Origin of the sequence: Pseudomonas sp. Q12-87 (assembly GCF_001269755.1) — a bacterium.
In the GTDB taxonomy this organism is placed as follows: domain Bacteria; phylum Pseudomonadota; class Gammaproteobacteria; order Pseudomonadales; family Pseudomonadaceae; genus Aquipseudomonas; species Aquipseudomonas fluorescens_S.
Map to the genome: position 1 here is coordinate 140,793 of NZ_LHVI01000036.1, position 21,076 is coordinate 161,868.

The 21,076-nt window shown below is 60.9% G+C and carries 18 protein-coding genes; 10 read left to right on the top strand and 8 right to left on the bottom strand.

Annotation, left to right across the window (positions count from 1 at the left end; genetic code table 11):
• Nucleotides 1–119: 119 nt before the first annotated feature.
• From AD663_RS26570 to AD663_RS26585, 4 genes are all read left to right on the top strand, one after another.
• Nucleotides 120–1,007, top strand: a complete 888-nt coding sequence (locus AD663_RS26570; RefSeq protein ID WP_003186808.1) for a LysR family transcriptional regulator — start codon at nucleotides 120–122, stop codon at nucleotides 1,005–1,007.
• A 92-nt stretch (nucleotides 1,008–1,099) separates the two neighbouring features.
• The gene (gene fdhD, locus AD663_RS26575) at nucleotides 1,100–1,939 is read left to right on the top strand and encodes a formate dehydrogenase accessory sulfurtransferase FdhD (protein ID WP_003186809.1); all 840 of its coding nucleotides are present in this window, start codon (nucleotides 1,100–1,102) and stop codon (nucleotides 1,937–1,939) included.
• On the top strand, nucleotides 1,936–4,284 hold the full coding sequence (locus AD663_RS26580) for an FdhF/YdeP family oxidoreductase (protein WP_003186810.1): 2,349 nt from the start codon (nucleotides 1,936–1,938) through the stop codon (nucleotides 4,282–4,284). Before fdhD ends, AD663_RS26580 begins: the two co-directional genes overlap by 4 nt.
• Nucleotides 4,285–4,525: 241 nt before the next feature.
• Nucleotides 4,526–5,005: a glycine zipper domain-containing protein gene (locus AD663_RS26585; protein ID WP_003186811.1), complete on the top strand. Its 480-nt coding sequence runs from the start codon at nucleotides 4,526–4,528 to the stop codon at nucleotides 5,003–5,005.
• Nucleotides 5,006–5,083: 78 nt separating this feature from the next.
• Here the strand turns inward: AD663_RS26585 and AD663_RS26590 are convergent, their stop codons facing one another.
• The 3 genes from AD663_RS26590 to AD663_RS26600 form a co-directional block, all read right to left on the bottom strand.
• Nucleotides 5,084–5,503: a thioesterase family protein gene (locus tag AD663_RS26590; protein WP_053214808.1), complete on the bottom strand. Its 420-nt coding sequence runs from the start codon at nucleotides 5,501–5,503 to the stop codon at nucleotides 5,084–5,086.
• Nucleotides 5,504–5,546: 43 nt separating this feature from the next.
• Nucleotides 5,547–6,773, bottom strand: coding sequence for a 3-hydroxyacyl-CoA dehydrogenase (locus AD663_RS26595; RefSeq protein WP_053214809.1), 1,227 nt, complete (start codon nucleotides 6,771–6,773; stop codon nucleotides 5,547–5,549).
• Between the two features lie 107 nt (nucleotides 6,774–6,880).
• Nucleotides 6,881–8,809 carry an ATP-dependent DNA helicase RecQ gene (locus AD663_RS26600; RefSeq protein ID WP_053214810.1) on the bottom strand — a complete coding sequence of 643 codons (1,929 nt, stop codon included), beginning with the start codon at nucleotides 8,807–8,809 and terminating at the stop codon, nucleotides 6,881–6,883.
• A gap of 293 nt (nucleotides 8,810–9,102) precedes the next feature.
• On the opposite strand from AD663_RS26600, the gene AD663_RS26605 reads away from it, so the two are divergent.
• Together AD663_RS26605 and AD663_RS26610 are read left to right on the top strand one after the other, a co-directional pair.
• Nucleotides 9,103–10,131 carry a S8 family peptidase gene (locus AD663_RS26605; protein WP_033046344.1) on the top strand — a complete coding sequence of 343 codons (1,029 nt, stop codon included), beginning with the start codon at nucleotides 9,103–9,105 and terminating at the stop codon, nucleotides 10,129–10,131.
• A gap of 247 nt (nucleotides 10,132–10,378) precedes the next feature.
• Nucleotides 10,379–10,732 (top strand): DUF1493 family protein, encoded by a 354-nt coding sequence (locus AD663_RS26610; RefSeq protein WP_003186816.1) that lies wholly within the window; start codon nucleotides 10,379–10,381, stop codon nucleotides 10,730–10,732.
• Nucleotides 10,733–10,815: 83 nt separating this feature from the next.
• Here AD663_RS26610 and AD663_RS26615 read toward each other — a convergent pair whose 3' ends face one another.
• The 3 genes from AD663_RS26615 to AD663_RS26625 all read right to left on the bottom strand — a co-directional run bounded on the left by AD663_RS26615 (nucleotide 10,816) and on the right by AD663_RS26625 (nucleotide 14,083).
• Complete coding sequence (locus tag AD663_RS26615; RefSeq protein WP_003186818.1) at nucleotides 10,816–12,360, bottom strand: phosphoenolpyruvate carboxykinase; 1,545 nt, start codon at nucleotides 12,358–12,360, stop codon at nucleotides 10,816–10,818.
• A 178-nt stretch (nucleotides 12,361–12,538) separates the two neighbouring features.
• Nucleotides 12,539–13,441, bottom strand: a complete 903-nt coding sequence (gene hslO, locus AD663_RS26620) for an Hsp33 family molecular chaperone HslO (RefSeq protein WP_003186819.1) — start codon at nucleotides 13,439–13,441, stop codon at nucleotides 12,539–12,541.
• Nucleotides 13,442–13,678: 237 nt separating this feature from the next.
• Nucleotides 13,679–14,083, bottom strand: coding sequence for an RNA-binding S4 domain-containing protein (locus AD663_RS26625; RefSeq protein ID WP_053214811.1), 405 nt, complete (start codon nucleotides 14,081–14,083; stop codon nucleotides 13,679–13,681).
• 250 nt (nucleotides 14,084–14,333) lie between these two features.
• On the opposite strand from AD663_RS26625, the gene AD663_RS26630 reads away from it, so the two are divergent.
• Nucleotides 14,334–14,798 (top strand): ATP-dependent zinc protease, encoded by a 465-nt coding sequence (locus AD663_RS26630; protein WP_172680644.1) that lies wholly within the window; start codon nucleotides 14,334–14,336, stop codon nucleotides 14,796–14,798.
• Nucleotides 14,795–15,700: a 30S ribosomal protein S6--L-glutamate ligase gene (gene rimK, locus AD663_RS26635; RefSeq protein ID WP_003186822.1), complete on the top strand. Its 906-nt coding sequence runs from the start codon at nucleotides 14,795–14,797 to the stop codon at nucleotides 15,698–15,700. The genes AD663_RS26630 and rimK overlap by 4 nt, the downstream gene beginning before the upstream one ends.
• 130 nt (nucleotides 15,701–15,830) lie before the next feature.
• Here the strand turns inward: rimK and AD663_RS26640 are convergent, their stop codons facing one another.
• Nucleotides 15,831–17,144, bottom strand: a complete 1,314-nt coding sequence (locus AD663_RS26640; protein ID WP_003186824.1) for an ATP-binding protein — start codon at nucleotides 17,142–17,144, stop codon at nucleotides 15,831–15,833.
• Between the two features lie 113 nt (nucleotides 17,145–17,257).
• Nucleotides 17,258–17,998: a two-component system response regulator OmpR gene (gene ompR, locus AD663_RS26645; RefSeq protein ID WP_003186825.1), complete on the bottom strand. Its 741-nt coding sequence runs from the start codon at nucleotides 17,996–17,998 to the stop codon at nucleotides 17,258–17,260.
• Between the two features lie 356 nt (nucleotides 17,999–18,354).
• On the opposite strand from ompR, the gene AD663_RS26650 reads away from it, so the two are divergent.
• On the top strand, nucleotides 18,355–20,679 hold the full coding sequence (locus AD663_RS26650) for a Tex family protein (protein ID WP_003186826.1): 2,325 nt from the start codon (nucleotides 18,355–18,357) through the stop codon (nucleotides 20,677–20,679).
• Nucleotides 20,679–21,062 carry a PaaI family thioesterase gene (locus AD663_RS26655; RefSeq protein WP_003186827.1) on the top strand — a complete coding sequence of 128 codons (384 nt, stop codon included), beginning with the start codon at nucleotides 20,679–20,681 and terminating at the stop codon, nucleotides 21,060–21,062. Before AD663_RS26650 ends, AD663_RS26655 begins: the two co-directional genes overlap by 1 nt.
• Nucleotides 21,063–21,076 lie beyond the last annotated feature (14 nt).

Below are 21,076 nucleotides of genomic sequence, written 5' to 3' on the forward strand. Positions count from 1 at the left end.
GGTTTAGTGTCCAGACGCAAAAGACTAGACCAGGCGAGGCGAACCCGGTTCCCAGCCGACCAATGACCCCGCCACCTGCAAGCGCTAGAATCCGAACCTTCCCGCGTCTTGGAGCGAAGATGGACATCAAGCAGCTGAAATTTCTGATCGCGCTGGACGAAACCCGCCACTTCGGCCAGGCCGCCGCCCGTTGCCATATCACCCAGCCGACCCTGTCGATGCGCCTGCGCAGCCTTGAAGAGGAACTCGACTTGCCACTGGTCAATCGCGGCCAGCGCTTTGAAGGTTTCACCGCCCCGGGGGAACGGGTGCTGGCATGGGCACGCACGGTGCTGGCGGCCTATGACGGCTTGCAGGCCGAAGCGGCGGCCTGTCGCGGCAACCTGGTCGGCACGCTGCGCCTGGGCGTGGTGCCGTTGTCGGACTTCGACCCGTTATCCATCATGCAACGCTTGCATGCCGAACACCCCAACCTGCGTTTCGAGCTGTCGTCCCTGAGCTCTGAAAACATCCTCGAACACCTGGCGAACAACCGCATCGACCTGGGCATTTCCTACCTGGAACGACTGGACAATGAACGGTTCGAAGCCCTGCCCTTCGCCCATACCCGCATGGGCCTTTTGTACGACCAACGCTACTTTTTCTTCGGCGAACAACCGCTGACCTGGGAAGCGCTGGTCGAATTGCCCTTGGGCATGCTCACCAGCGGCATGCATTTTCGCCAATCCATCGACCACAATTTCCACAGTCGGGGCCTCACACCACGCCCATTGCTGCAAACCGACGCCGTACATCAGTTGCTCCAAGCGGTACACGGCGGGCTGTGTTGCGCGGTGATGCCGTTGAACAGCGGCCTGGACGTACTGACTGAAGACTTACGTATTCAGCCCATGGAAAGCGCGCAAACCCTTGTCCCGCTTGGGCTGATCATGCGCCGTGGTGCCCCGCGCTCGGCCTTGGCCGAGGCCTGTTTCGCCCTCTATCAGAAATCATCAAGCCCTTCTTGATCGACGTCATCTATTGATGGATCAGTAATAGCAATTAGACGTGGCAGATTGCCGCATTTAGTCTTGTCACTATTCAAACCGTCGGTGATGCCATGAAAACCAAGCCTCCGGCCTGTCCGGTGCCCGCGGTGGAAGCGCCCGTGCCCGCCGCCAGCCAGAGCTATCGCTACTGCGATCTTGACCATTCCCAATCGGACAGCACCGCGCTGGCCGAGGAAGTGGCGTTGGCGATCGCCTATAACGGCATCAGCCAGGCCGTCATGCTGGTCACGCCTACCGATCTTGAAGACTTCATCGTCGGTTTCAGCCTCGGCAGCGGCATCATCAAAGATTCATCGGACATCTATGACCTGCAACTGAGCGGCGCCGGTTCTGCGCACTATGCCCAGGTGACCATCGCCAACCGCGCCTTCTGGAACCTCAAGCAGCAACGCCGGCAATTGGCGGGCACCAGCGGGTGCGGGTTATGCGGTGTGGAAGCGGTCGAACAGGCGCTGCCGAACCTAAAGAAATTGCCCGGCGCGCCGTTACCACCAGCACAGTGGCTCGAAGGCCTGCGCCAGCGCATCGGACAGTTCCAGCCCCTGGGCCAATACTGCGGGGCGGTTCACGCGGCGCTGTTCATGAATGCCGAAGGCGAGTTGCTGTTGGGCCGCGAAGACATTGGCCGGCACAACGCGCTCGACAAACTGATCGGCGCGTTGGTCCGGCAACAGGTCCCGGTGACCGGTGGCGTGGCGATCGTTACCAGTCGTTGCAGCCTCGAACTGATCCAGAAAGTGTTGCGCGCCGGCATCCAGACGCTGGTCAGCCTGTCGTCGCCCACCGGCCTCGCCGTGCAATGGGCCCGCCAGCACAACCTCAACCTTATCCACCTGCCGCAAAAGAGTGCGCCGCGGGTCTACAGCCCTGCGATGGAGAATCAAGCGTGAGCAATCATCAACAAGCCGACCAGAAACCCGTACCGCGCTACAAGCCTTACAAGGGCCCGGCCGGTGGTTGGGGTGCGCTGATCAGTGTCGCCCAGGCCTGGCTGACCAGCGACAATGCGTTGAAGAACATCCGCATGATGCTCAAGACCAACCAGAACGGCGGTTTCGACTGCCCAGGCTGTGCCTGGGGCGACTCGCCGGAAAGCGGCATGGTCAAGTTCTGTGAGAACGGCGCCAAGGCCGTAAACTGGGAAGCCACCAAGCGCCGTGTCGACGGGGCATTCTTTGCCAAGCACAGCGTGACGTCGTTGCTGGAGCAAAGCGATTACTGGCTCGAATACCAGGGTCGCCTGACCGAGCCGATGAGCTACGACGCCGCAACCGACCGTTACAAACCCATCAGCTGGGATGCCGCGTTTGCCCTGATCGGCCGGCACCTGCATGGGCTTTCCAGCCCCAACCAGGCCGAGTTCTACACCTCGGGCCGGGCCAGCAACGAAGCGGCCTACCTCTATCAACTGTTCGTGCGCACCTACGGCACCAATAACTTTCCCGACTGCTCGAACATGTGCCACGAAGCCAGCGGCGTGGCGTTGTCCCAGAGCGTCGGTGTGGGCAAGGGCACGGTGACTTTCGACGATTTCGAACACGCCGATGCGATTTTCGTCTGGGGGCAGAACCCCGGCACCAACCACCCTCGGATGCTCGAGCCGCTGCGTGAAGCGGTGAAACGCGGCGCTCAGGTGGTGTGCATCAACCCGCTCAAGGAACGCGGCCTGGAACGTTTCCAGCATCCGCAGCACCCGCTCGAAATGCTCACCAACGGTGATAAACCGACCAATACCGCCTATTTCCGTCCGGCCTTGGGTGGCGACATGGCGATCTTGCGGGGCATGGCGAAGTTCCTGCTGCAATGGGAACGTGATGCGCAAAACAGCGGCGCGGCAGCGGTGTTCGACCACGCTTTCCTCAACGAGCACAGCATCAATGTGCTGGATTACCTGGCCGTGGTCGACGACACCCCCTGGGAACAGATCGTCGAGCAGTCGGGCATGACCTTGGTCGAGATCGAGCAGGCGGCGCGCATGTACGCCAAAAGCAAGAATGTGATCATGTGCTGGGCGATGGGTATTACCCAGCATCGCCACTCGGTGGCGACCATCCAGGAAATCGCCAACCTGATGATGCTGCGCGGCAATATTGGCCGGCCGGGCGCAGGCCTGTGCCCGGTGCGCGGCCACAGCAACGTGCAGGGCGACCGGACCATGGGCATCAACGAGCGCCCGCCGGCGGCTTTCCTCGACGCGCTGGAGCGCCGCTTCCAGTTCAAGGTACCGCGCGAAAACGGCCACAACGTGGTCGAGGCGATTCATGCCATGGCTGATGGCCGGGCAAAGGTGTTCATCGGCCTGGGCGGCAACTTTGCCCAAGCCACGCCGGACAGCCACCGCACCTTCCAGGCCTTGGCCAACTGCGACCTGACCGTGCAGATCAGCACCAAGCTCAATCGCAGCCATCTGGCCCACGGCAAGGAGGCCCTGATTCTGCCGTGCCTGGGCCGTACCGACATCGATCTGCAAACCGAAGGCGCGCAAGCGGTGACCGTCGAAGACTCCTTCAGCATGGTCCATGCCTCAAAGGGCCAGCTACAGCCACTGTCGAACCAGATGCGCTCCGAGCCTTGGATCATCGCCGGTATCGCCGCCGCGACGCTGGGCAGCCGCCCGGTGGACTGGAACTGGCTGGTCGCCGACTACAGCCGCATTCGCGACCTGATCGCCGACACTGTCCCAGGGTTCAAGGACTTCAACGAAAAGCTCCAGAACCCCGGCGGTTTCTATCTGGGCAACAGCGCCGGAGCGCGTCGCTGGAGTACCGCTTCGGGCCGCGCCAATTTCAAGCCCAACAGGTTGCCGACTGACCTGGTGCACGAGCGCACCCGCGCTACCGGACAATTGCCGGACCTGATCATGCAGTCCATGCGCTCCCACGACCAGTACAACACCACCATTTATGGCCTCGATGACCGCTACCGCGGTGTGAAAGGCCAGCGGGATGTGTTGTTCGTCAACGAAGCGGACATCATTCGCCTGGGCTTCAAGCCGGGGCAGAAGGCCGATATCGTTTCGCTCTGGGATGATGGCCGCGAGCGCCGCGTCAAGGGTTTCACCTTGCTGGCATTCGACATTCCTGCCGGGCAGGCCGCTGCGTATTACCCTGAGGTGAATCCGCTGGTCCCGCTGGAAAGCACCGGTGACGGCAGCGACACCCCGACCTCGAAATTCGTGGCAATCCGCCTGGAAGCAGCAAGCGAGAGCGGGATGATCCTGGCCAAGTCGGCCTGACACAGCCTGGGTGATGGGGGCGCTCGCCCTCATCACGCTTTTCGAGCGCCCACAAAAAAGGCCGTTTTCCATAGAAAACGGCCTGTCCGAAGTAGCTAAAGACCGGCCAAACCTGCTTAAGTTCCGACCAGAAAACAATAACTTAGCGAATTGTGCACAAGTCGTGTTACTCGTCGGATTTCTATTGTCAGCAAGCGAAGCCAGCCTCAGGATCGCGCCGTCATCCCTTTGAGGCTCCTCTATGAAGTTCTCCTCCATTCTCTTGTTGTCCCTTGGCCTGATCAGTGGCGTCGCTTCTGCCGGCGGCACTGCCGAAGCAGGTGTTGGCGGCGCATTGGGCGGGGTTTTGGGTTCGGTCGTCGGCCAGTCCCTGGGCGGCAACACCGGTTCCACTATCGGCGCAGCCCTGGGTGGCGCTGGCGGTAGTGCGGTCGGTGCAGACAAACACAGCCGCGGCGAAGCAGCCATCGGCGGCGCGTTGGGCGCAGCGGGCGGTAACGTGGTCGGTCGTAGCGTCGGTGGCAGCACCGGTAGCCTGATCGGTGCGGCAGCCGGCGGTGGTGCTGGCGGCGCGCTGGGTAACTACATGGGCAAGGACGACGATGATGATCGTCGTTACGATGATCGTCGTGGTGACCGTCGCTACTACCGTGACGGCCATCCAGGTCGCGGCCATGCCTATGGGCATCGCAAGAAGCATCATCGCTACTACCGCGACTAACGGCTGATCGATACTAGCCGTTGAAGATCGCAGCCTCCGGCAGCTCACATAGCTGACTGGGGGCTGCGATTTTTTATTTCAGACCACCAAACGCTCCAAAGCCCCGCGCAACGGATCCGGAATCGCAACTGGCCGATTCGAGGCCCGATCCACGAACACATGCACGAAGCGTCCCGCCGCACAGGCCTCTTCCTCGCCGGCCTTGAACACCGCCAACTCGTACTGCACGGAACTGCTGCCCAGCTTCCCGACCCTCAAGCCGATTTCAATCCGGTCCGGAAACGAGATCGAGGCAAAATAGTCGCAGGCCGAACTCACCACGAACCCCACCACCTCTCCATCATGGATATCCAGGCCGCCGACTTCGATCAGGTAGGTATTCACTGCCGTATCGAAAAAGCTGTAGTACGTGACGTTGTTGACGTGACCGTACACGTCATTGTCGTGCCAGCGCGTGGTAATGGGCTGCAAGTGCGGGTATTCGTTACGTTGGGGCATCAGTTGCTCTTCATGGTTGTTCAATGGTCCACGGGATGACGACTTATCGGTTCGCGAATCCCTTGCCTTGTGCTGCCAGCTCCCCGATCAGTCGCGCAGGCTTCCACTGGTCGCCCTGCTTCGTTTCGAGCTCCAGCAGGCGTGCGTGGATATCGTCGAGTCCCTGCCCGTCGGCCCAAGCCATCGGGCCGCCCTTGTCCGCTGGAAACCCGTAGCCGTTGAGGTAGACCAGGTCGATATCATGGGCCGACTCGGCGATGCCTTCCTGCAGGATCTTGGCGCCTTCGTTGACCAGCGCCAGCAAGCAGCGCTCAAGGATTTCCTCCGGGCCAATCTCGCGACGCTGGAACCCCAACGCCTCACTGACCCGCAGCACCAGTGCATCGACCTCGACGTCATGCTCGGCCTGTCGACTACCCGGTTCGTAGTGGTAGTACCCATTGCCGCTTTTCTGACCGAACCGTCCCAGTTCGCACAAGCGATTGTCCACCTGCACCTCGGGCGCATCCTGGCCTTTGCCTGCCAGCTCACGGGCGCGCCATTCCAGGTCGATCCCGACGACGTCGTACATACGAAACGGCCCCATGGCGAAACCGAAGCCTTGCAGCGCCCCATCGATCTGATGGGGAAAAACCCCCTCCAGCAGCATCTTGCGAGCCTCCAGCGCATAGGGGTGGAGCATGCGGTTGCCGATGAAACCATGACAATTACCCGAGACCACGCTGACCTTGCCCATGCGCTTGCCCAACACCAGGGCCGCGTCCAGCACGGCTTTGGAGGTTTGCGCTCCGCGAACGATCTCCAGCAGTTTCATGATGTGCGCCGGACTGAAGAAATGCAGCCCCAGCACCTGGCTGGGCCGGCGGGTAGCGGCGGCGATGGCATCGATATCCAGCGCCGAGGTATTGCTCGCCAGGATGGCCTCTGGCTTGAGCAGGCCGTCCAGCTCGCGAAATATCTTCTGCTTGAGTTCCAGGTTTTCGTAGACCGCTTCGATCACCAGATCCACATTGCGGATCGCCGCGTAGTCATCCGCTCGCGTCACCCGAGCGATCCGGGCATCGGCCTCGTCCTTGTCGATACGGCCCTGGCGCACGCTATGGCCGTAGGTCTGTGCCACCGCCAGCAGCGCCTGTTCGAGCATCTGCGGGTTGTTGTCGACCCATTGCACCGCGACGCCGGCATTGGCCAGGCACATGACGATGCCGCGACCCATGGTGCCCGCCCCGACCACTGCGGCGCGCTGAATATCGAAGGTTGTCTGGCTCATGTTTGCTCTCTTGTTGGCGATCCAAGGACAGCGTTCACCATAGTCAGGCCCAGGGGGTTTTTGAAATTTATTCGTGTGATGGAGGGCATTCATCGGATGGATTCAGCTCAGAGATACCCCTGGGCCCACTGGCGAACTTCAGCGTACGGATACTCTTCCAAGGCGCCGTATCCGCGAATCTTCCGCGCCTTCAATCGGGTGAACAGCGGCACGCTGATCCCTAACAGGAACCGGGTCACTCGCTCAGCGGAAGGCACGCTACCGGTGTGCTGCTCATGCTTGTGGATAAAATCCGTGCACAGCGCCTCGAAGCTTTTATCCACAAGCGCGGGCAACTCAGGCGGATCCGGCAGGCGGGCGACCTGCCCATGGCACACTGAGCAATGGCCGCACTGCCGGGGCGCATTGTCATCGCCAAAATACTGCGCCAACCGATAGCCGAGGCAGCGATCAGTGGCAAACAACTCAAGCATGGCGTGGATCCGTGCGATTTCACCGCGCTCATGTCGGGTGAAATAAGCGTGCAGCTCGTGGCTCAGGAGCTGTGGGTCAAAGTCCGTCTCCAGCACGCTATACACATCGGTCATCTGTTTGCTTTCCAGCTCGATCCAGCCCTTCTCCTGGAAATAATCCAATGCCTTGACCACCCGATGACGCTCCGCGTGATACTGCTGGTATATCCCGTCGAAGTTCACCGTGGCCCAGGTCCGGGCACGGCTGGAGGTCTGGATGATCGCCGAGACGAAATCCCTTCGCTCACCTTCGAAGTGTTCCAGCAGCACTTGCGGCTCGCTCAGGAACTTGAAGCGGTACTCCGCGAAATAGGCATAACGCGGTGCGATCAGCCGGCGCAGCTCCAACTGGACGAGCAGCGTCTTGAGCGGTAGCTGGCGAATGTTGCTCTGGTCAGCCAGCGGCCCCAGCAGGAATTCCCATTGCCCATCGAGTGCGGCGGCTTTCAGCTCGTCCAGCACGCAACGAATGCCGTCCAGCTCGGGCGTATCGCCGTAGACGAAGTTTTCCAGCACATTGAGGCTGTCGCGGTTGGCCAGCACCAGGCAATCGGAGGGGCGCCCGTCCCGCCCGGCCCGGCCGATCTCCTGGCTGTAGTTTTCGATGGATTTGGGCAGGTCGAAATGCACCACGTTGCGGATATCACTCTTGTCGATGCCCATGCCGAACGCGATGGTCGCAACGATACAGTTGGATTGTCCCTCCATGAACCGTCGCTGGATGGCTTCGCGCTGCTCATGGGGCAAGCCGGCGTGATAGGCCTCGGCACCAATACCGTGCCGGTCCAGGTGCTCGGCAATCTGCTCGGCGGTTCGCTGCAGGGTGACATAGACGATGCTCGGTTGCCCGGGCCGTTCGCCCAACCATTGCACCAGTCGCCCACGCTTGTCCGCGCCGCTCACGGGCTCGACCAGCAAATTGAGGTTGGGCCGGTAGAAGCCGGTCGTCACCACATCGGCGGTGGCGATGGCGAACTTCGCCTGCATGTCGGCGATCACCGGCGGGGTCGCGGTGGCTGTCAGCAGCAACACCTGGGGGATGTCGAACTGACGCTGATAGTCGGGAAGCTTGAGATAGTCAGGACGAAAGTTATGTCCCCATTCCGAAATGCAGTGCGCTTCGTCTACTACCAGCAATGAAATCGGCACTTGCTGCAAGAAGTTACGAAAACGCTCGTTCTTCAGGCGCTCCACGGAAACCATCAGGATCTTCAACTCGCCCGAACGGGCCCGTGCCATGGCATCGCTGGCGTCGTCACGGCTTTGTGCCGAATCGATACTGGCGGATGGGATGCCATGGCGCTGCAGGAACGCCAATTGGTCCTGCATCAGCGCCAGCAGTGGCGAGACCACCAGGGTCAGGTGTGGTAACAGCAGGGCCGGCAATTGATAACACAGGGACTTGCCGGACCCGGTGGGAAAAATGGCGGCTGCCGACCGACCAGCCAGCACCGCGCCAATGGCAGCCTCCTGACCGGGACGAAACTGTGAATAACCAAAAACCTGTTCCAGGGTGCTGTGCATGCGCGGTCGCTCCTTTGACTGCTGCGATGCCCAAAGCCTAGCGGGGCTACGCAGCGAGTCGAGAAAAGGTCAGGGTAAAAAACGATACCGGATGATACAGCCTCAAGCTGCTTATGCTTTGCCACGAGGCGATACAAATCCAGGCACTTTGATGCCTCGTCCCGACTTCGTTGCCACGGTAAGGTGCGTCCCAAATCCATGCGTTACGTCAAGGCCAGGAAGCCTGACGCTCACCTCTATTCAAGGAACGAACCGTGCCACACCTACTTTGCGCTCTACGCGTCCTGACGATAATGTCGGTCTCACTGCTGGCCGGTTGCTTGACCGTCCCGGAACGATCCGGGGTGGATCCGGCTCTATTCGAAACGCCGGAGTATCAGGCCCAGCAAGGCCTTGCCGTCGTCAAGGCTTCCGCGCTCTATGCACGTGGCGGGACCGGCCAGGATGTTGTCGTGGCGCTGATCGACTCGGGGCTCGACGCCAGCCTCAAGGAGTTCGAAGGCAGGTTGGCTGATTCTGGATTTGACTATGTCGAGGACCGTCCCGGCACAGTCGACCGCATCGGCCATGGCACGCAGATGGCCGGCATTCTCGCTGCCAACAAGGACGACCAGGGCATGCACGGCATCGCGTTCAATGCACGGTTGATCCCCTTTCGTTTTGGCGATAACAACGAGCCGTTTTTCTTCGACAGCGAGATCGCCCAATCCTGGCAAAGCGGTTTCGACAAGGGCGCCCGCCTATTCAACAACTCGTGGGCCAACGCCATCCCCGCCACGGAAATCAACGAGGCACGCTACAACCAGGTGATGCCCGACTCCCTGGCCGTTGCCCGAAAATTGGTATCCGACGGTGCCGTGTTCATCTTCCCTACCGGCAACGAACTCAAGCGCGAGCCCCTGGCCGAACCGGGGTTGCCGGTGGCCTTGCCTGAACTGGAAAAAGGCTGGATCGCGGTGGTTGCATTAAAGAACGACGGCAGCGCCATCAATGGAAAATCCAACTACTGCGGTCTCGCAGCTGCGTGGTGCATCGCCGTCCCAGGCGGCGATGCGGGCGCACAGGCAGGCTTGCTCACGGTGGGCAAGGATGGCCTTTACGTCCAAACCGCCGGCACCTCCCCGGCCGCAGCCTTGGTCAGTGGCGCCTTGGCGGCGCTACAAAGCCTTTACCCGCAGCTCAGCCCTCAGCAGATACGCGAACATCTACTGGCGACAGCCAACCGCACAGGTGTCTACGCCAACAGCGAAGCCTATGGCCGAGGGTTGATGGACCTGGAAGCTGCGTCACGACGCGCTCCTGAACCAGTGGCGGTTCAATAATCACAGTGAGTCCAAACCTTCAGAAATCTGCTCGCAGCCTTCCAATTCTCAGTATGTCAAACACATCAATGCGAAAGACGTTCCCAGATGGCTAGCCATTGCATTACGGGCATCAGGCCGCTACCGACAAGCTGATGCACTGGTTCCGAGACCGTTGTGAGACCTTACTTCTTTCCCAACTGACGTCCGTTTCCCCTAAACTTTCCAGCGATACAGACGCGCCTCTTTTTACTTCGGACCTTTCACCATGCATCTCGCGCCAGACTTCCCCGACGACCACGCCATGCGCCAACTCATGGAACTGCTCCACGAAGAAATCGGCTTGCCTGAACGCAAGACGATTCGCCTGGAGACCGCGATCAATCTGGATTTGGGTTGCGATGGGGCGGACGCGCGGCATCTGATGGAAGCCTTGGAAGAGCGGTTCGCCATCGACCTCATCGATTACGACGCTTATCGCTATTTTCAGCCGGAAGGCTTCGATGTCTTTCAAAAGCGCAGGGCCAAGGGCCGTGGCAAGAAGGTGCCGCTGACCATTGCCATGCTCTACAAAGCAGTCAAGGCGCAGAGATGGGACACGCAGGAAGTGGAAGGGGTCTAGGGGACTCGAAAGTCTTCGACATAATCAGTCGCTCATAAAAAAGCCGCCCTGATCAGGCGGCTTTTTTGTCGGCTAACCGACTCTTACAACTGCGGACCCGCCGCCTTGATCGCGTCGCTCACGTCGAACTTCTTGAAGTTCTCGATGAACAAACCGGCCAAGGCCTTGGCTGCTTCGTCGTAGGCAGCTTTGTCGGCCCAGGTGTTACGTGGGTTCAACAGACCGGTCTCGACGCCTGGAACGGCCAGGGGCACGTCCAGGTTGATGATGTCCAGGTGTTCGGTTTCAGCACCGATCAGCGCGCCGCTCTGAATCGCTGCGATCACCGCACGGGTGGTCGGGATGTTGAAGCGTTTGCCAACGCCGTAGCCGCCACCGGTCCAGCCGGTGTTGACCAGATAGACCTTGGAACCGAAGCCACGGATACGCTTGATCAGCAGTTCCGCGTATTCGCCGGCTGGGCGCGGGAAGAACGGAGCGCCGAAGCAGGTGGAGAAGGTCGACTTGATGCCGCTGCCCGAACCCATTTCGGTCGAGCCAACCAGTGCGGTGTAGCCGGACAGGAAGTGATAGGCAGCTTGTTCTTCGCTGAGGATCGACACAGGCGGCAGCACGCCGGTCAGGTCGCAGGTCAGGAAGATCACGGCGTTGGGCTCGCCACCGAGGTTTTTCGGTGCGCGTTTTTCGATCAGTTCACGCGGATAGGCCGCGCGGCTGTTCTGGGTCAGGCTGTCGTCGGCGTAGTCGGCTTTCTTGGTGACTGGGTCCAGGACAACGTTTTCCAATACCGCGCCGTGCTGGATGGCTTTCCAGATAACCGGCTCGTTCTTCTCGGACAGGTCGATGCACTTGGCATAGCAACCGCCTTCGATGTTGAAGACCACGCCCACACCCCAACCATGCTCGTCGTCACCGATCAGGTAACGGCTTTCGTCGGCGGACAGGGTGGTCTTGCCGGTGCCGGACAGACCGAAGAACAGGGTTACATCGCCCTCTTCGCCCATGTTGGCGGCGCAGTGCATCGGCAGCACGTCAACAGCCGGCAGCAGGAAGTTCTGCACGGAGAACAGGGCTTTCTTCATTTCACCGGCGTAGCGCATGCCGGCGATCAGCACTTTCTTGGCCGCGAAGTTGAGGATCACGGTGCCGTCGGAGTTGGTGCCGTCGCGCTCAGGCTCGCAGACAAAATTCGGAGCGTTGAGGATCTGCCATTCATCCTTGCCACCGGCATTGTACTGCTCGGGGTTGATGAACAGGCAACGACCGAACAGGTTGTGCCAGGCAGTCTCGGTGGTCATCTTGACCGGCAGGTAGTGCGCAGGATCGGAACCTACATGCACGTGGGAGACAAAACGCTCGCGCTCGCCCAGGTAGGCTTCAACGCGATTCCACAGGGCGTCGAACTTGTCGGCTGGGAACTTGCGGTTGATCGGGCCCCAGGCGATAGCGTCCTGGGTGGTTGGCTCTTCTACGATGAAACGGTCGACCGGCGAACGACCGGTACGGTGACCGGTACGAACAACCAGCGCGCCAGTATCGGCAAGCTCGCCTTCACCGCGATTCAGGGCTTCTTTGACCAGATCATCGACACTCAGATCGGTGTACACGGCGTTATTGGCTTGCGTCATGAGATTCCCCGTCGGCCCGTGGCCGAGTGCTCCAAACGTTTTGTAGTAGGAAGTCGCGCACTACTACCCGAAAAAAGTGGGCCGGATTATGCCAGAAAAGCCCAAAAAAAGTAGGGCCCTCCCGTCAGTACGGCGTAAATCCGGCGTTTGCCAGGAGATTTACCTGCGCTGAAGCGTTTTAGTGACGGGTATCTGACGGTGTGTCGACACCCGCACCCGCGAACAATTGTGCAATGTCCGCCGCGTCGAACAGGTAGCGCTCGTTGCAGAACTGGCAATCCACCTCGATGGCCCCGCCATGTTCGATCACCAGTTGCTGCGCATCTTCCAGACCCAGACTGACCAGCGCATTGCCGGAACGTTCACGGGAGCAACTGCATTGGAAGCGCAACGGCTGGCCGTCGAACAGGCGCACCTGCTCTTCGTGATAAAGACGATGCAGCACGGTTTCGTTGTCCAGGCCCAGCAGTTCATCGGCGCTCAAGGTGCTGGCCAGGGCGGTGACGTGCTGCCAACTGGCATCGCGCTCTTCCGGGTCACGAATGCGATCGGCAGGCAATTGCTGCAACAGCAGACCGCGTGCGCGCCGACCGTCGGCATAGAGCCAGAAACGCGTATTGGTTTGTTGGGACATGACGAAGTAGTTGGTGAAGCATTCGGACAAGCTCGCACCGTCCAGATCGACGATGCCCTGATAGCGCTGCCCCTGGGTCGGGTCGACTGTGAGGGCCAGCACACCATTGGGCATCATGTCGGCCAGTGTCGCGTCGGGGGCGATCTGTTCGGCGTCATAACGGGCCAGGCCACGGATCTCGCGCTCACTGGAGCACTCGATCATCAGCAGCGGCACCGGGCCTTCGGAGCGGGCCTGGAGGATCAGCAAGCCATCGAACTTCAAGGTGCCGACCAGCAGCGCCGCGGCGGCCATCAGTTCGCCGAGCATCTGCGCGACCGGCTCCGGATATGGATGCTTGGCGAGGACTTCGGCGTAGCTACGCTCCAACGCCACCAGCTCGCCGCGGGCGTCGCTGTCATCGAAGATGAAACGCTGGGTGTAGTCGGTATCCGGTAAATCAGTCATAGGGTCTGGTATCTGAAGTGGTGACAAGTAATGACGGGCATTTTATGGGCATTGCCGGTGGGTTCCAAGCAAGCCGAGGGTTTGTCTGACCGGAAGAGCCTGATAACGCAATCTGAAATGTAATCGTGGCGAGGGAGCTTGCTCCCGCTCGGTTGCGCAGCGAGCGTAAGATTTCGGGGCCGCTGCGCAGCCCAGCGGGAGCAAGCTCCCTCGCCACGGGCCTTGCGCCAGCCTTTCTTATTCGCTGTTGCTGCCATGGAACCTGAACAAATCCCGGCGCTGTTTCTTGCTCGGCTTGCCATCGGTGCTGACACCCAGGGCGCCGGCCTTGCGTTGAGCTGCCGCGGCTTCGCGCTTGGCAATGCTGGCATCCGTTTCACGATAGAGCGCCTGCGCTTGCGGCGCGCCGCGCCGTACGATCGACAGGGCCTCCACCACCACGGTTTTTTCATCGAACCCGGTGCGAATGACAAACTCATCGCCGACACGCGGCTCTTTACCCGGTTTGCAACGTTCACCCCGGTGATGAACCTTGCCGCTTTCGATAGCGGCCTTGGCGAGGGCCCGCGTCTTATGGAATCGCGCCGCCCACAGCCATTTATCGAGACGGACCTTGTCGTCCTCTTCCTTTTTTTGTGTCACTGCAATTCCTCTTTCTGCCAATAGTCAGAACTGTACTACCGTTTTTGTCGGGCGCACGAATCCGGCCCGACAGATAGAATGCCGCCGAGCCGACTTCCCCGGCCCGGTTTGCCTGCAACGTCACGAGCGCAAACAGGCAGGTAGATAACTGTCGCCATTTTGTGATTATTCTGCGTGAATACCGCGATCCGCGGAGTCCACGATCCGATGCATCGATCGCAGGTTGTTTTTATTGAAGACTTTTAACCATTTGACCGTTGTCGGCCTGCGCGAGTGGGTAGCGCTCCCTGATTTGGGAGTCGCGGGCCTGCGGGCAAAAATCGACACCGGGGCCAGCACCTCCAGCTTGCACGCTACCGACATCGAGCCATTCGAGCGCGACGGCGAAAAATGGGTGCGCTTCACCGCGCACCTCGGCACGGTGGTGCAACTGCGTCATCGCCGCTGCGAAGCCCCCTTGGTGGCGCGCAAGACGATAAAGAGTTCCAACGGCCACGCTCAGGTCCGCTACGTGATCAGTACCACGTTGGCGCTGGGTGATCGGATCTGGCGAGTGGAGTTCACCCTCGCCTGCCGCAAGTCCATGCGATATCGCCTGTTATTGGGTTCCAAAGCCTTGATCGACGGCCAGTTGGTGGTCAATCCGGGTACCAAATACGTTCAGGACAAACCGGCATTCCCGGTGTCCACTCTCTCTGCCACAGGTGTTGCATGAAGATCGCTGTGCTGTCGCGTAACCCGCGTCTGTATTCCACCCGTCGCCTGGTCGAAGCCGGGACCGAACGGGGCCATGAAATGGTGGTGATCGATACCCTGCGCGCCTATATGAACATCGCCAGCCACAAGCCGCAGATTCATTACCGTGGCAAACCGCTGGAAGGGTTCGATGCAGTGATCCCGCGCATCGGCGCATCGGTGACGTTCTATGGCTGCGCCGTGTTGCGCCAGTTTGAAATGATGGGGGTGTTTCCCCTCAACGAATCCGTGGCCATCGCCCGCTCCCGGGACAAGCTGCGCTCCCTGCAGTTGCTGTCGCGGCGCGGTATCGGCCTGCCGGTAACCGGCTTCGCCCACTCGCCGGATGACATTCCCGACTTGATCGCCATGGTCAACGGCGCGCCATTGGTGATCAAGGTGCTGGAAGGCACCCAGGGCATCGGCGTAGTCCTGTGTGAAACCGCAACCGCGGCCGAATCGGTGATCGAAGCGTTCATGGGCCTGAAGCAGAACATCATGGTGCAGGAGTACATCAAGGAAGCCGGCGGCGCGGACATTCGCTGCTTCGTGGTCGGTGACAAAGTGATTGCCTCGATGAAACGCCAGGCGCGGCCTGGTGAGTTTCGCTCCAACCTGCACCGCGGCGGCAGTGCCAGCTTGATCAAGATCACACCGGAAGAACGCATGACAGCCCTGCGCGCCGCCAAGGTCATGGGCCTGGCCGTGGCCGGCGTCGACATCCTGCGCTCCAATCACGGGCCACTGGTGATGGAGGTGAATTCCTCGCCAGGCCTGGAAGGAATCGAAACCACCACCAGCAAGAACGTGGCAGGAATCATCATCGAACACTTGGAAAAGAATGGCGGGCCAAACATGACCCGGACCAAGGGCAAGGGCTGACCCTGCACAAAACCCTGTGTGCGAGCTTGCTCGCGATGGCGATATTTCAGTGACGATGATATTGGCTGACACACCGTCATCGTGAGCAAGCTCGCTCCCACAAGGCATCGGCGTGACCTAAGGGAAACTGCTAAACCGCATCCCTTGGCAACATCAGCCCCAACGGCAACCGCACCCGCGCTTCCAGCCCGCCACCCACGCGATTGCGCAGTTCGACGTTACCGCCGTGCATCGAGGCTATGCGCTTGACGATGGCCAGGCCCAGCCCCGTGCCCTTCCCGCCCCGGGCACGGTCGCCTCGGGTGAAGGGGTTGAAAATGGCTTCCAATTCCGACGGATCGATGCCGGCGCCACGGTCCATGACGCTCAGCACCACATAGGGCGCGCTGGTATCACCGGAGACATAAGCCGCCACCTCCACGCCAGTACCGGCATGGTTCAAGGCATTACCGATCAGGTTATTCAGCAAGCGTTTCATCGACACCCGGCGCAGCGGGAACGGCTGGATAGGCTCCAGGCGCAGGTGCACTTTCTCATCGTTCTGGTTATAGGGCGCGGCCACTTCCCGCACCAGCTCGCTGAGGTCCACTTCTTCCACGGACTCGTCGCGACCGTCACGAATGAACGCCAGGAACTGGTCGAGAATCGCATCCATGTCTTCAATGTCGCGGACCATTTCATCGGTCAGGTCGGTGTGCTCGCCCATCAATTCCAGCGACAGCCGCAGCCGGGTCAGCGGCGTACGCAGGTCGTGGGAAACGCCGGCCAGCATCAATTCGCGCTCCCGCCCGGCTTGTTCGACGTCCTCGGCCATCTGGTTGAAGGCGCGATAGACCTCGGTCATTTCGCTGGGTGTATCGCTGACGGGCAGTCGTACGCTGCGCCCTTGGCCCAGTTGGCGGGCGGCATAGACCAGGCGTTTCAAGGGTTGGTTGAGCTGACTGACGAAGATCCACGCCGAAGCCGTCGACAGCAGGCCGATGGCCAGGAACCAACCGAGCACGTTCCAGATCTTCTGGCCACGCAGCGGATGAGGGTACAACGGCACTTTCAGCCAACCATCGCCCAGGCTTGGCGCCCGCACCCACAACGCCGGTGGCGAATGCATGCGCAGTCGCACCTCGGTATCGGCGCCGAGTTCGGCCTGCATCTGCCGCTGATAGATTTCGCTGTAGGGCCAGTGTTGTTCGCCTTCCGGCACACCTGCACCGACGACCCGGATCAGTGTCGCCGCTTCAGCGATCTTCGCCCGGTTGGTCTCGTCCGCCGCCCAGTAAGCCCTTAGTGTCAGGGCAACGCCGTGGCTGTATTGCCGATCAACGAGCACATCCTCGTTCATCAGCAGGTACACCAGGGTCAGTGCCTTGGAGAAGAGCACGACAATGAGCACCAGCCAGAGGGTGCGGGAAAAGAAGCTCTGGGGGAACCAAACCGGGGTTTTCATGAATAACCGCTACACACTTGCAGGAGCGAGCGATGCTCGCACAATAACGGACCGCGAGTCGCCTGGAGGAAGACATTCAGCCCGCCAGGCCACCCGCTCCTACAAATCGCCGATCATTTGCTGGCGGCGCCATCCGGCACGAATACATAACCCACGCCCCACACCGTCTGGATATACCGTGGTTTGGAGGGGTCGGGCTCGATCATCCGGCGCAACCGGGAAATCTGCACGTCGATGGAACGCTCCAGCGCATCCCACTCGCGACCGCGAGCCAGGTTCATCAACTTGTCGCGGGTCAGCGGCTGGCGAGCATTCATCACCAAGGCCTTAAGCACCGCGAACTCGCCGGTGGTGAGCATGTGGATCTCGTTGCCGCGCTTGAGCTCGCGGGTCGCCAGGGACAGCTCATAGTCGCCGAAGGTCACGCTCTCGTCTTCGCTGCCCGGCGCACCAGGCACCGGTGCCGATTGACGGCGCAGCACGGCCTTGACGCGGGCCATGAGCTCGTCCGGGTTGAACGGCTTGGCCAGGTAATCGTCGGCGCCCAGTTCAAGCCCCTTGATACGGCTCAGCTCGTCGCCCTTGGCGGTGAGCATGATGATCGGGATCTGGTTGTTGGCGCCACGCAGGCGGCGGCAGGCGGTCAGGCCGTCTTCACCAGGCAGCATCAGGTCGAGCACCACCAGGTTGAAAACCTCGCGGGCCAGCAACCGGTCCATCTGTTCGGTGTTCGGTACGGTGCGGGCGCGATAGCCCTTGCTGACGAAAAAACGCTCCAGCAGGCTGCTCAGCCCTGGATCGTCGTCAACGATAAGAATTTTTTCGCCTTCAGCAGTTTGTGCTGTGCTGCTCATAGGAAGCTCCTTTGATCTCGGCGCGCATTATGGCCTAGCTGCCGTTATACGCACCGTGTGCATTGTTAGCAGATTTTTCCTCTATCGCCACAAATCCGGGTATCCAGCCTACAGGCCTCGCCCCCTTAAGCGCGGAACGCTGGTTATAATGCGCGGCCCTTTGTGCCAGGAAATGCCGGATCGATAACCCGGCGCGCCACTTTTCTTGCCCTGGCCAGGCAGCACTTTTTGAATTTCGCGGGTCAACAGGCAGCCTTTTGACCCAGGCAGCGGCGCAAGCCAGGCCGCTCAACCAGTCTCGCCGAGCCCGACTCACGCGGTGGCGAGCCTGATTTCACAATTTGTCAGGTGGTTTTATGGACAGCATCAACAGCCGCATCGCCGAGGAACTCGGCGTACGCCCACAACAGGTCGAAGCGGCCGTCGCGCTACTCGATGAAGGTTCGACGGTACCTTTCATCGCCCGTTACCGGAAAGAAGTGACCGGCAGCCTCGATGACACGCAATTGCGGCATCTGGAAGAGCGCCTGCGCTACCTGCGAGAACTCGACGAACGGCGCATCAGCATCCTGGCCAGCATTCAGGAACAGGGCAAGCTGACCCCGCAGCTCGAGCGCGACATCAAGCTGGCAGACACCAAGACCCGTCTCGAAGACTTGTACCTGCCCTACAAGCAAAAACGCCGGACCAAGGGCCAGATCGCCCTGGAAGCCGGGCTCGGCGACCTGGCCGACGGCCTGTTCAACGATCCGACCCTGGCGCCGGAAACCGAAGCCGCACGTTTCGTCAACGCCGAAAAGGGCGTGGCCGACATCAAGGCCGCGTTGGAAGGCGCCAAGTACATTCTCATGGAGCGTTTCGCCGAAGACGCCAACCTGCTGGAAAAACTGCGCAACTTCCTCAAGCAGGAAGCCATCCTCAGCGCCCGCGTGATCGCCGGCAAGGAAGAGGAAGGCGCCAAGTTCCGCGACTACTTCGAACACGACGAACCCCTCAAGAGCATGCCGTCTCACCGCGCCCTGGCGATTTTCCGTGGCCGCAACGAAGGCATTCTCAGCTCCGCGCTGAAGGTCGGTGAAGAACTGCCAGGTACCATGCACCCGTGCGAAGGCATGATCGGCCAGCAGTTCGGCATCCAGAACCAGAACCGCCCCGCCGACAAATGGCTGGCCGAAGTGGTGCGCTGGACTTGGAAGGTCAAGCTCTACACCCATCTGGAAACCGACCTGCTGGGCGAGTTGCGCGACGGCGCCGAGACCGAGGCGATCAACGTATTCGCCCACAATCTGCATGACCTGCTCCTGGCCGCGCCGGCCGGCCCGCGTGCCACCCTGGGCCTCGACCCGGGCCTGCGTACCGGGTGCAAGGTGGCGGTGGTGGATTCCACCGGCAAGCTGCTGGACCACGCCACGGTCTATCCGCACGTGCCGCACAACAAGTGGGACCAGACCCTCGCCGTACTGGCCGCCCTGTGCGCCAAGCATTCGGTGGACCTGATCGCCATCGGCAACGGCACCGCCAGCCGCGAGACCGACAAGCTGGCCGCCGAGCTGATCAAGAAATACCCAGCCATGAAGATGACCAAGGTCATGGTTTCCGAGGCCGGCGCTTCGGTCTATTCCGCATCGGAACTGGCTTCCAAGGAATTCCCGGACCTGGACGTATCGATCCGTGGCGCGGTGTCGATTGCCCGTCGCTTGCAAGATCCACTGGCGGAACTGGTGAAGATCGACCCGAAATCCATCGGTGTCGGCCAATACCAGCATGACGTTTCCCAGTTGAAGCTGGCCCGTGGCCTGGACGCGGTGGTGGAAGACTGCGTGAACGCCGTGGGCGTGGACGTGAACACCGCTTCGGTGGCGCTGCTGGCGCGGATCTCCGGCCTGAACGCCACGCTGGCGCAGAACATCGTCACCCACCGCGACGAGCACGGTGCGTTCAAGACCCGCGCCGCGTTGAAGAAAGTCCCACGGCTGGGTGAAAAAACCTTCGAACAGGCTGCCGGCTTCCTCCGGGTCATGAACGGTGACAATCCGCTGGATTCGTCGGCCGTCCACCCCGAAGCCTATCCGCTGGTACAACGCATCGCCGCCCAGACCGACCGCGACATACGCTCGCTGATCGGCGACGCCGCGTTCCTCAAGCGCCTGGATCCGAAAAAATTCACCGACGAAACCTTCGGCCTGCCCACCGTGACGGACATTCTCCAGGAACTGGAGAAACCGGGCCGCGACCCGCGTCCCGAGTTCAAGACCGCCGAGTTCCAGGACGGCGTCGAGGACCTCAAGGACCTGCAGCCAGGCATGATCCTCGAAGGCGTCGTGACCAACGTTACCAACTTCGGTGCCTTCGTCGACATCGGCGTGCACCAGGACGGGCTTGTGCACATTTCGGCATTGTCCGAGAAGTTCATCAAGGACCCGCGCGAAGCGGTGAAGGCCGGTGACGTGGTGAAAGTGAAGGTCATGGAAGTCGACATTCCGCGCAAACGCGTCGGCCTGTCGATGCGCATGAGCGACACACCGGGCGAGAAAGTCGACGGTGCCCGCGGCGCTCGCCCCGGCTCGACCCCGCGTCAATCGCAGAACACCGCGCCGCGCAAGGAAACCGCCACCGCAGCGCCGACGAACAATGCCATGGCCTCGTTGTTCGCCAACGCCAAGCAATTGAAGAAACGCTGATGGACGTGCCGGCCGGGTTGGTGGAGAGCGCGTTTTTCAAGTTGCTCGGCTGCCGTCTGCACAGCCTTGGGGACGGGATGGCGCAAGTCGCCCTGGGCCTTGAGCCGCCGTTGCGCAATCGGGGCAACAAGCTGCACGGCGGAGCATTGTTCAGTCTGGTGGACATCGCCATGGGGCTGGCGTGTTCCAGCGTCCACGGTTTTGACCAGCAGAGCGCGACCATCGAATGCAAGATCAACTACATTCGCGCCGTGTCCGACGGTGAAGTGTTGTGCACCGCCCGGGTCATCCATCCGGGCCGGCGCACGCTGGTGGTTGAGGCCGATGTGATGCAAGGCGACAAACTGGTCGCAAAAGCGCAAGGCACGTTCGCTGTCCTATAGCTCCCTGTCATCGA

What these genes read in the sequence shown, in the direction of transcription:
- AD663_RS26640 (WP_003186824.1), bottom strand. Translation starts at nt 17,144, where the DNA reads ATGAAAACCCCGGTTTGGTTCCCCCAGAGCTTCTTTTCCCGCACCCTC.
- AD663_RS26595 (WP_053214809.1), bottom strand. Translation starts at nt 6,773, where the DNA reads ATGAGCCAGACAACCTTCGATATTCAGCGCGCCGCAGTGGTCGGGGCG.
- AD663_RS26655 (WP_003186827.1), top strand. Translation starts at nt 20,679, where the DNA reads ATGGACGTGCCGGCCGGGTTGGTGGAGAGCGCGTTTTTCAAGTTGCTC.
- AD663_RS26600 (WP_053214810.1), bottom strand. Translation starts at nt 8,809, where the DNA reads ATGCACAGCACCCTGGAACAGGTTTTTGGTTATTCACAGTTTCGTCCC.
- AD663_RS26605 (WP_033046344.1), top strand. Translation starts at nt 9,103, where the DNA reads ATGTCGGTCTCACTGCTGGCCGGTTGCTTGACCGTCCCGGAACGATCC.
- fdhD (WP_003186809.1), top strand. Translation starts at nt 1,100, where the DNA reads ATGAAAACCAAGCCTCCGGCCTGTCCGGTGCCCGCGGTGGAAGCGCCC.
- AD663_RS26610 (WP_003186816.1), top strand. Translation starts at nt 10,379, where the DNA reads ATGCATCTCGCGCCAGACTTCCCCGACGACCACGCCATGCGCCAACTC.
- AD663_RS26585 (WP_003186811.1), top strand. Translation starts at nt 4,526, where the DNA reads ATGAAGTTCTCCTCCATTCTCTTGTTGTCCCTTGGCCTGATCAGTGGC.
- hslO (WP_003186819.1), bottom strand. Translation starts at nt 13,441, where the DNA reads ATGACTGATTTACCGGATACCGACTACACCCAGCGTTTCATCTTCGAT.
- rimK (WP_003186822.1), top strand. Translation starts at nt 14,795, where the DNA reads ATGAAGATCGCTGTGCTGTCGCGTAACCCGCGTCTGTATTCCACCCGT.
- AD663_RS26650 (WP_003186826.1), top strand. Translation starts at nt 18,355, where the DNA reads ATGGACAGCATCAACAGCCGCATCGCCGAGGAACTCGGCGTACGCCCA.
- ompR (WP_003186825.1), bottom strand. Translation starts at nt 17,998, where the DNA reads ATGAGCAGCACAGCACAAACTGCTGAAGGCGAAAAAATTCTTATCGTT.
- AD663_RS26615 (WP_003186818.1), bottom strand. Translation starts at nt 12,360, where the DNA reads ATGACGCAAGCCAATAACGCCGTGTACACCGATCTGAGTGTCGATGAT.
- AD663_RS26590 (WP_053214808.1), bottom strand. Translation starts at nt 5,503, where the DNA reads ATGCCCCAACGTAACGAATACCCGCACTTGCAGCCCATTACCACGCGC.
- AD663_RS26570 (WP_003186808.1), top strand. Translation starts at nt 120, where the DNA reads ATGGACATCAAGCAGCTGAAATTTCTGATCGCGCTGGACGAAACCCGC.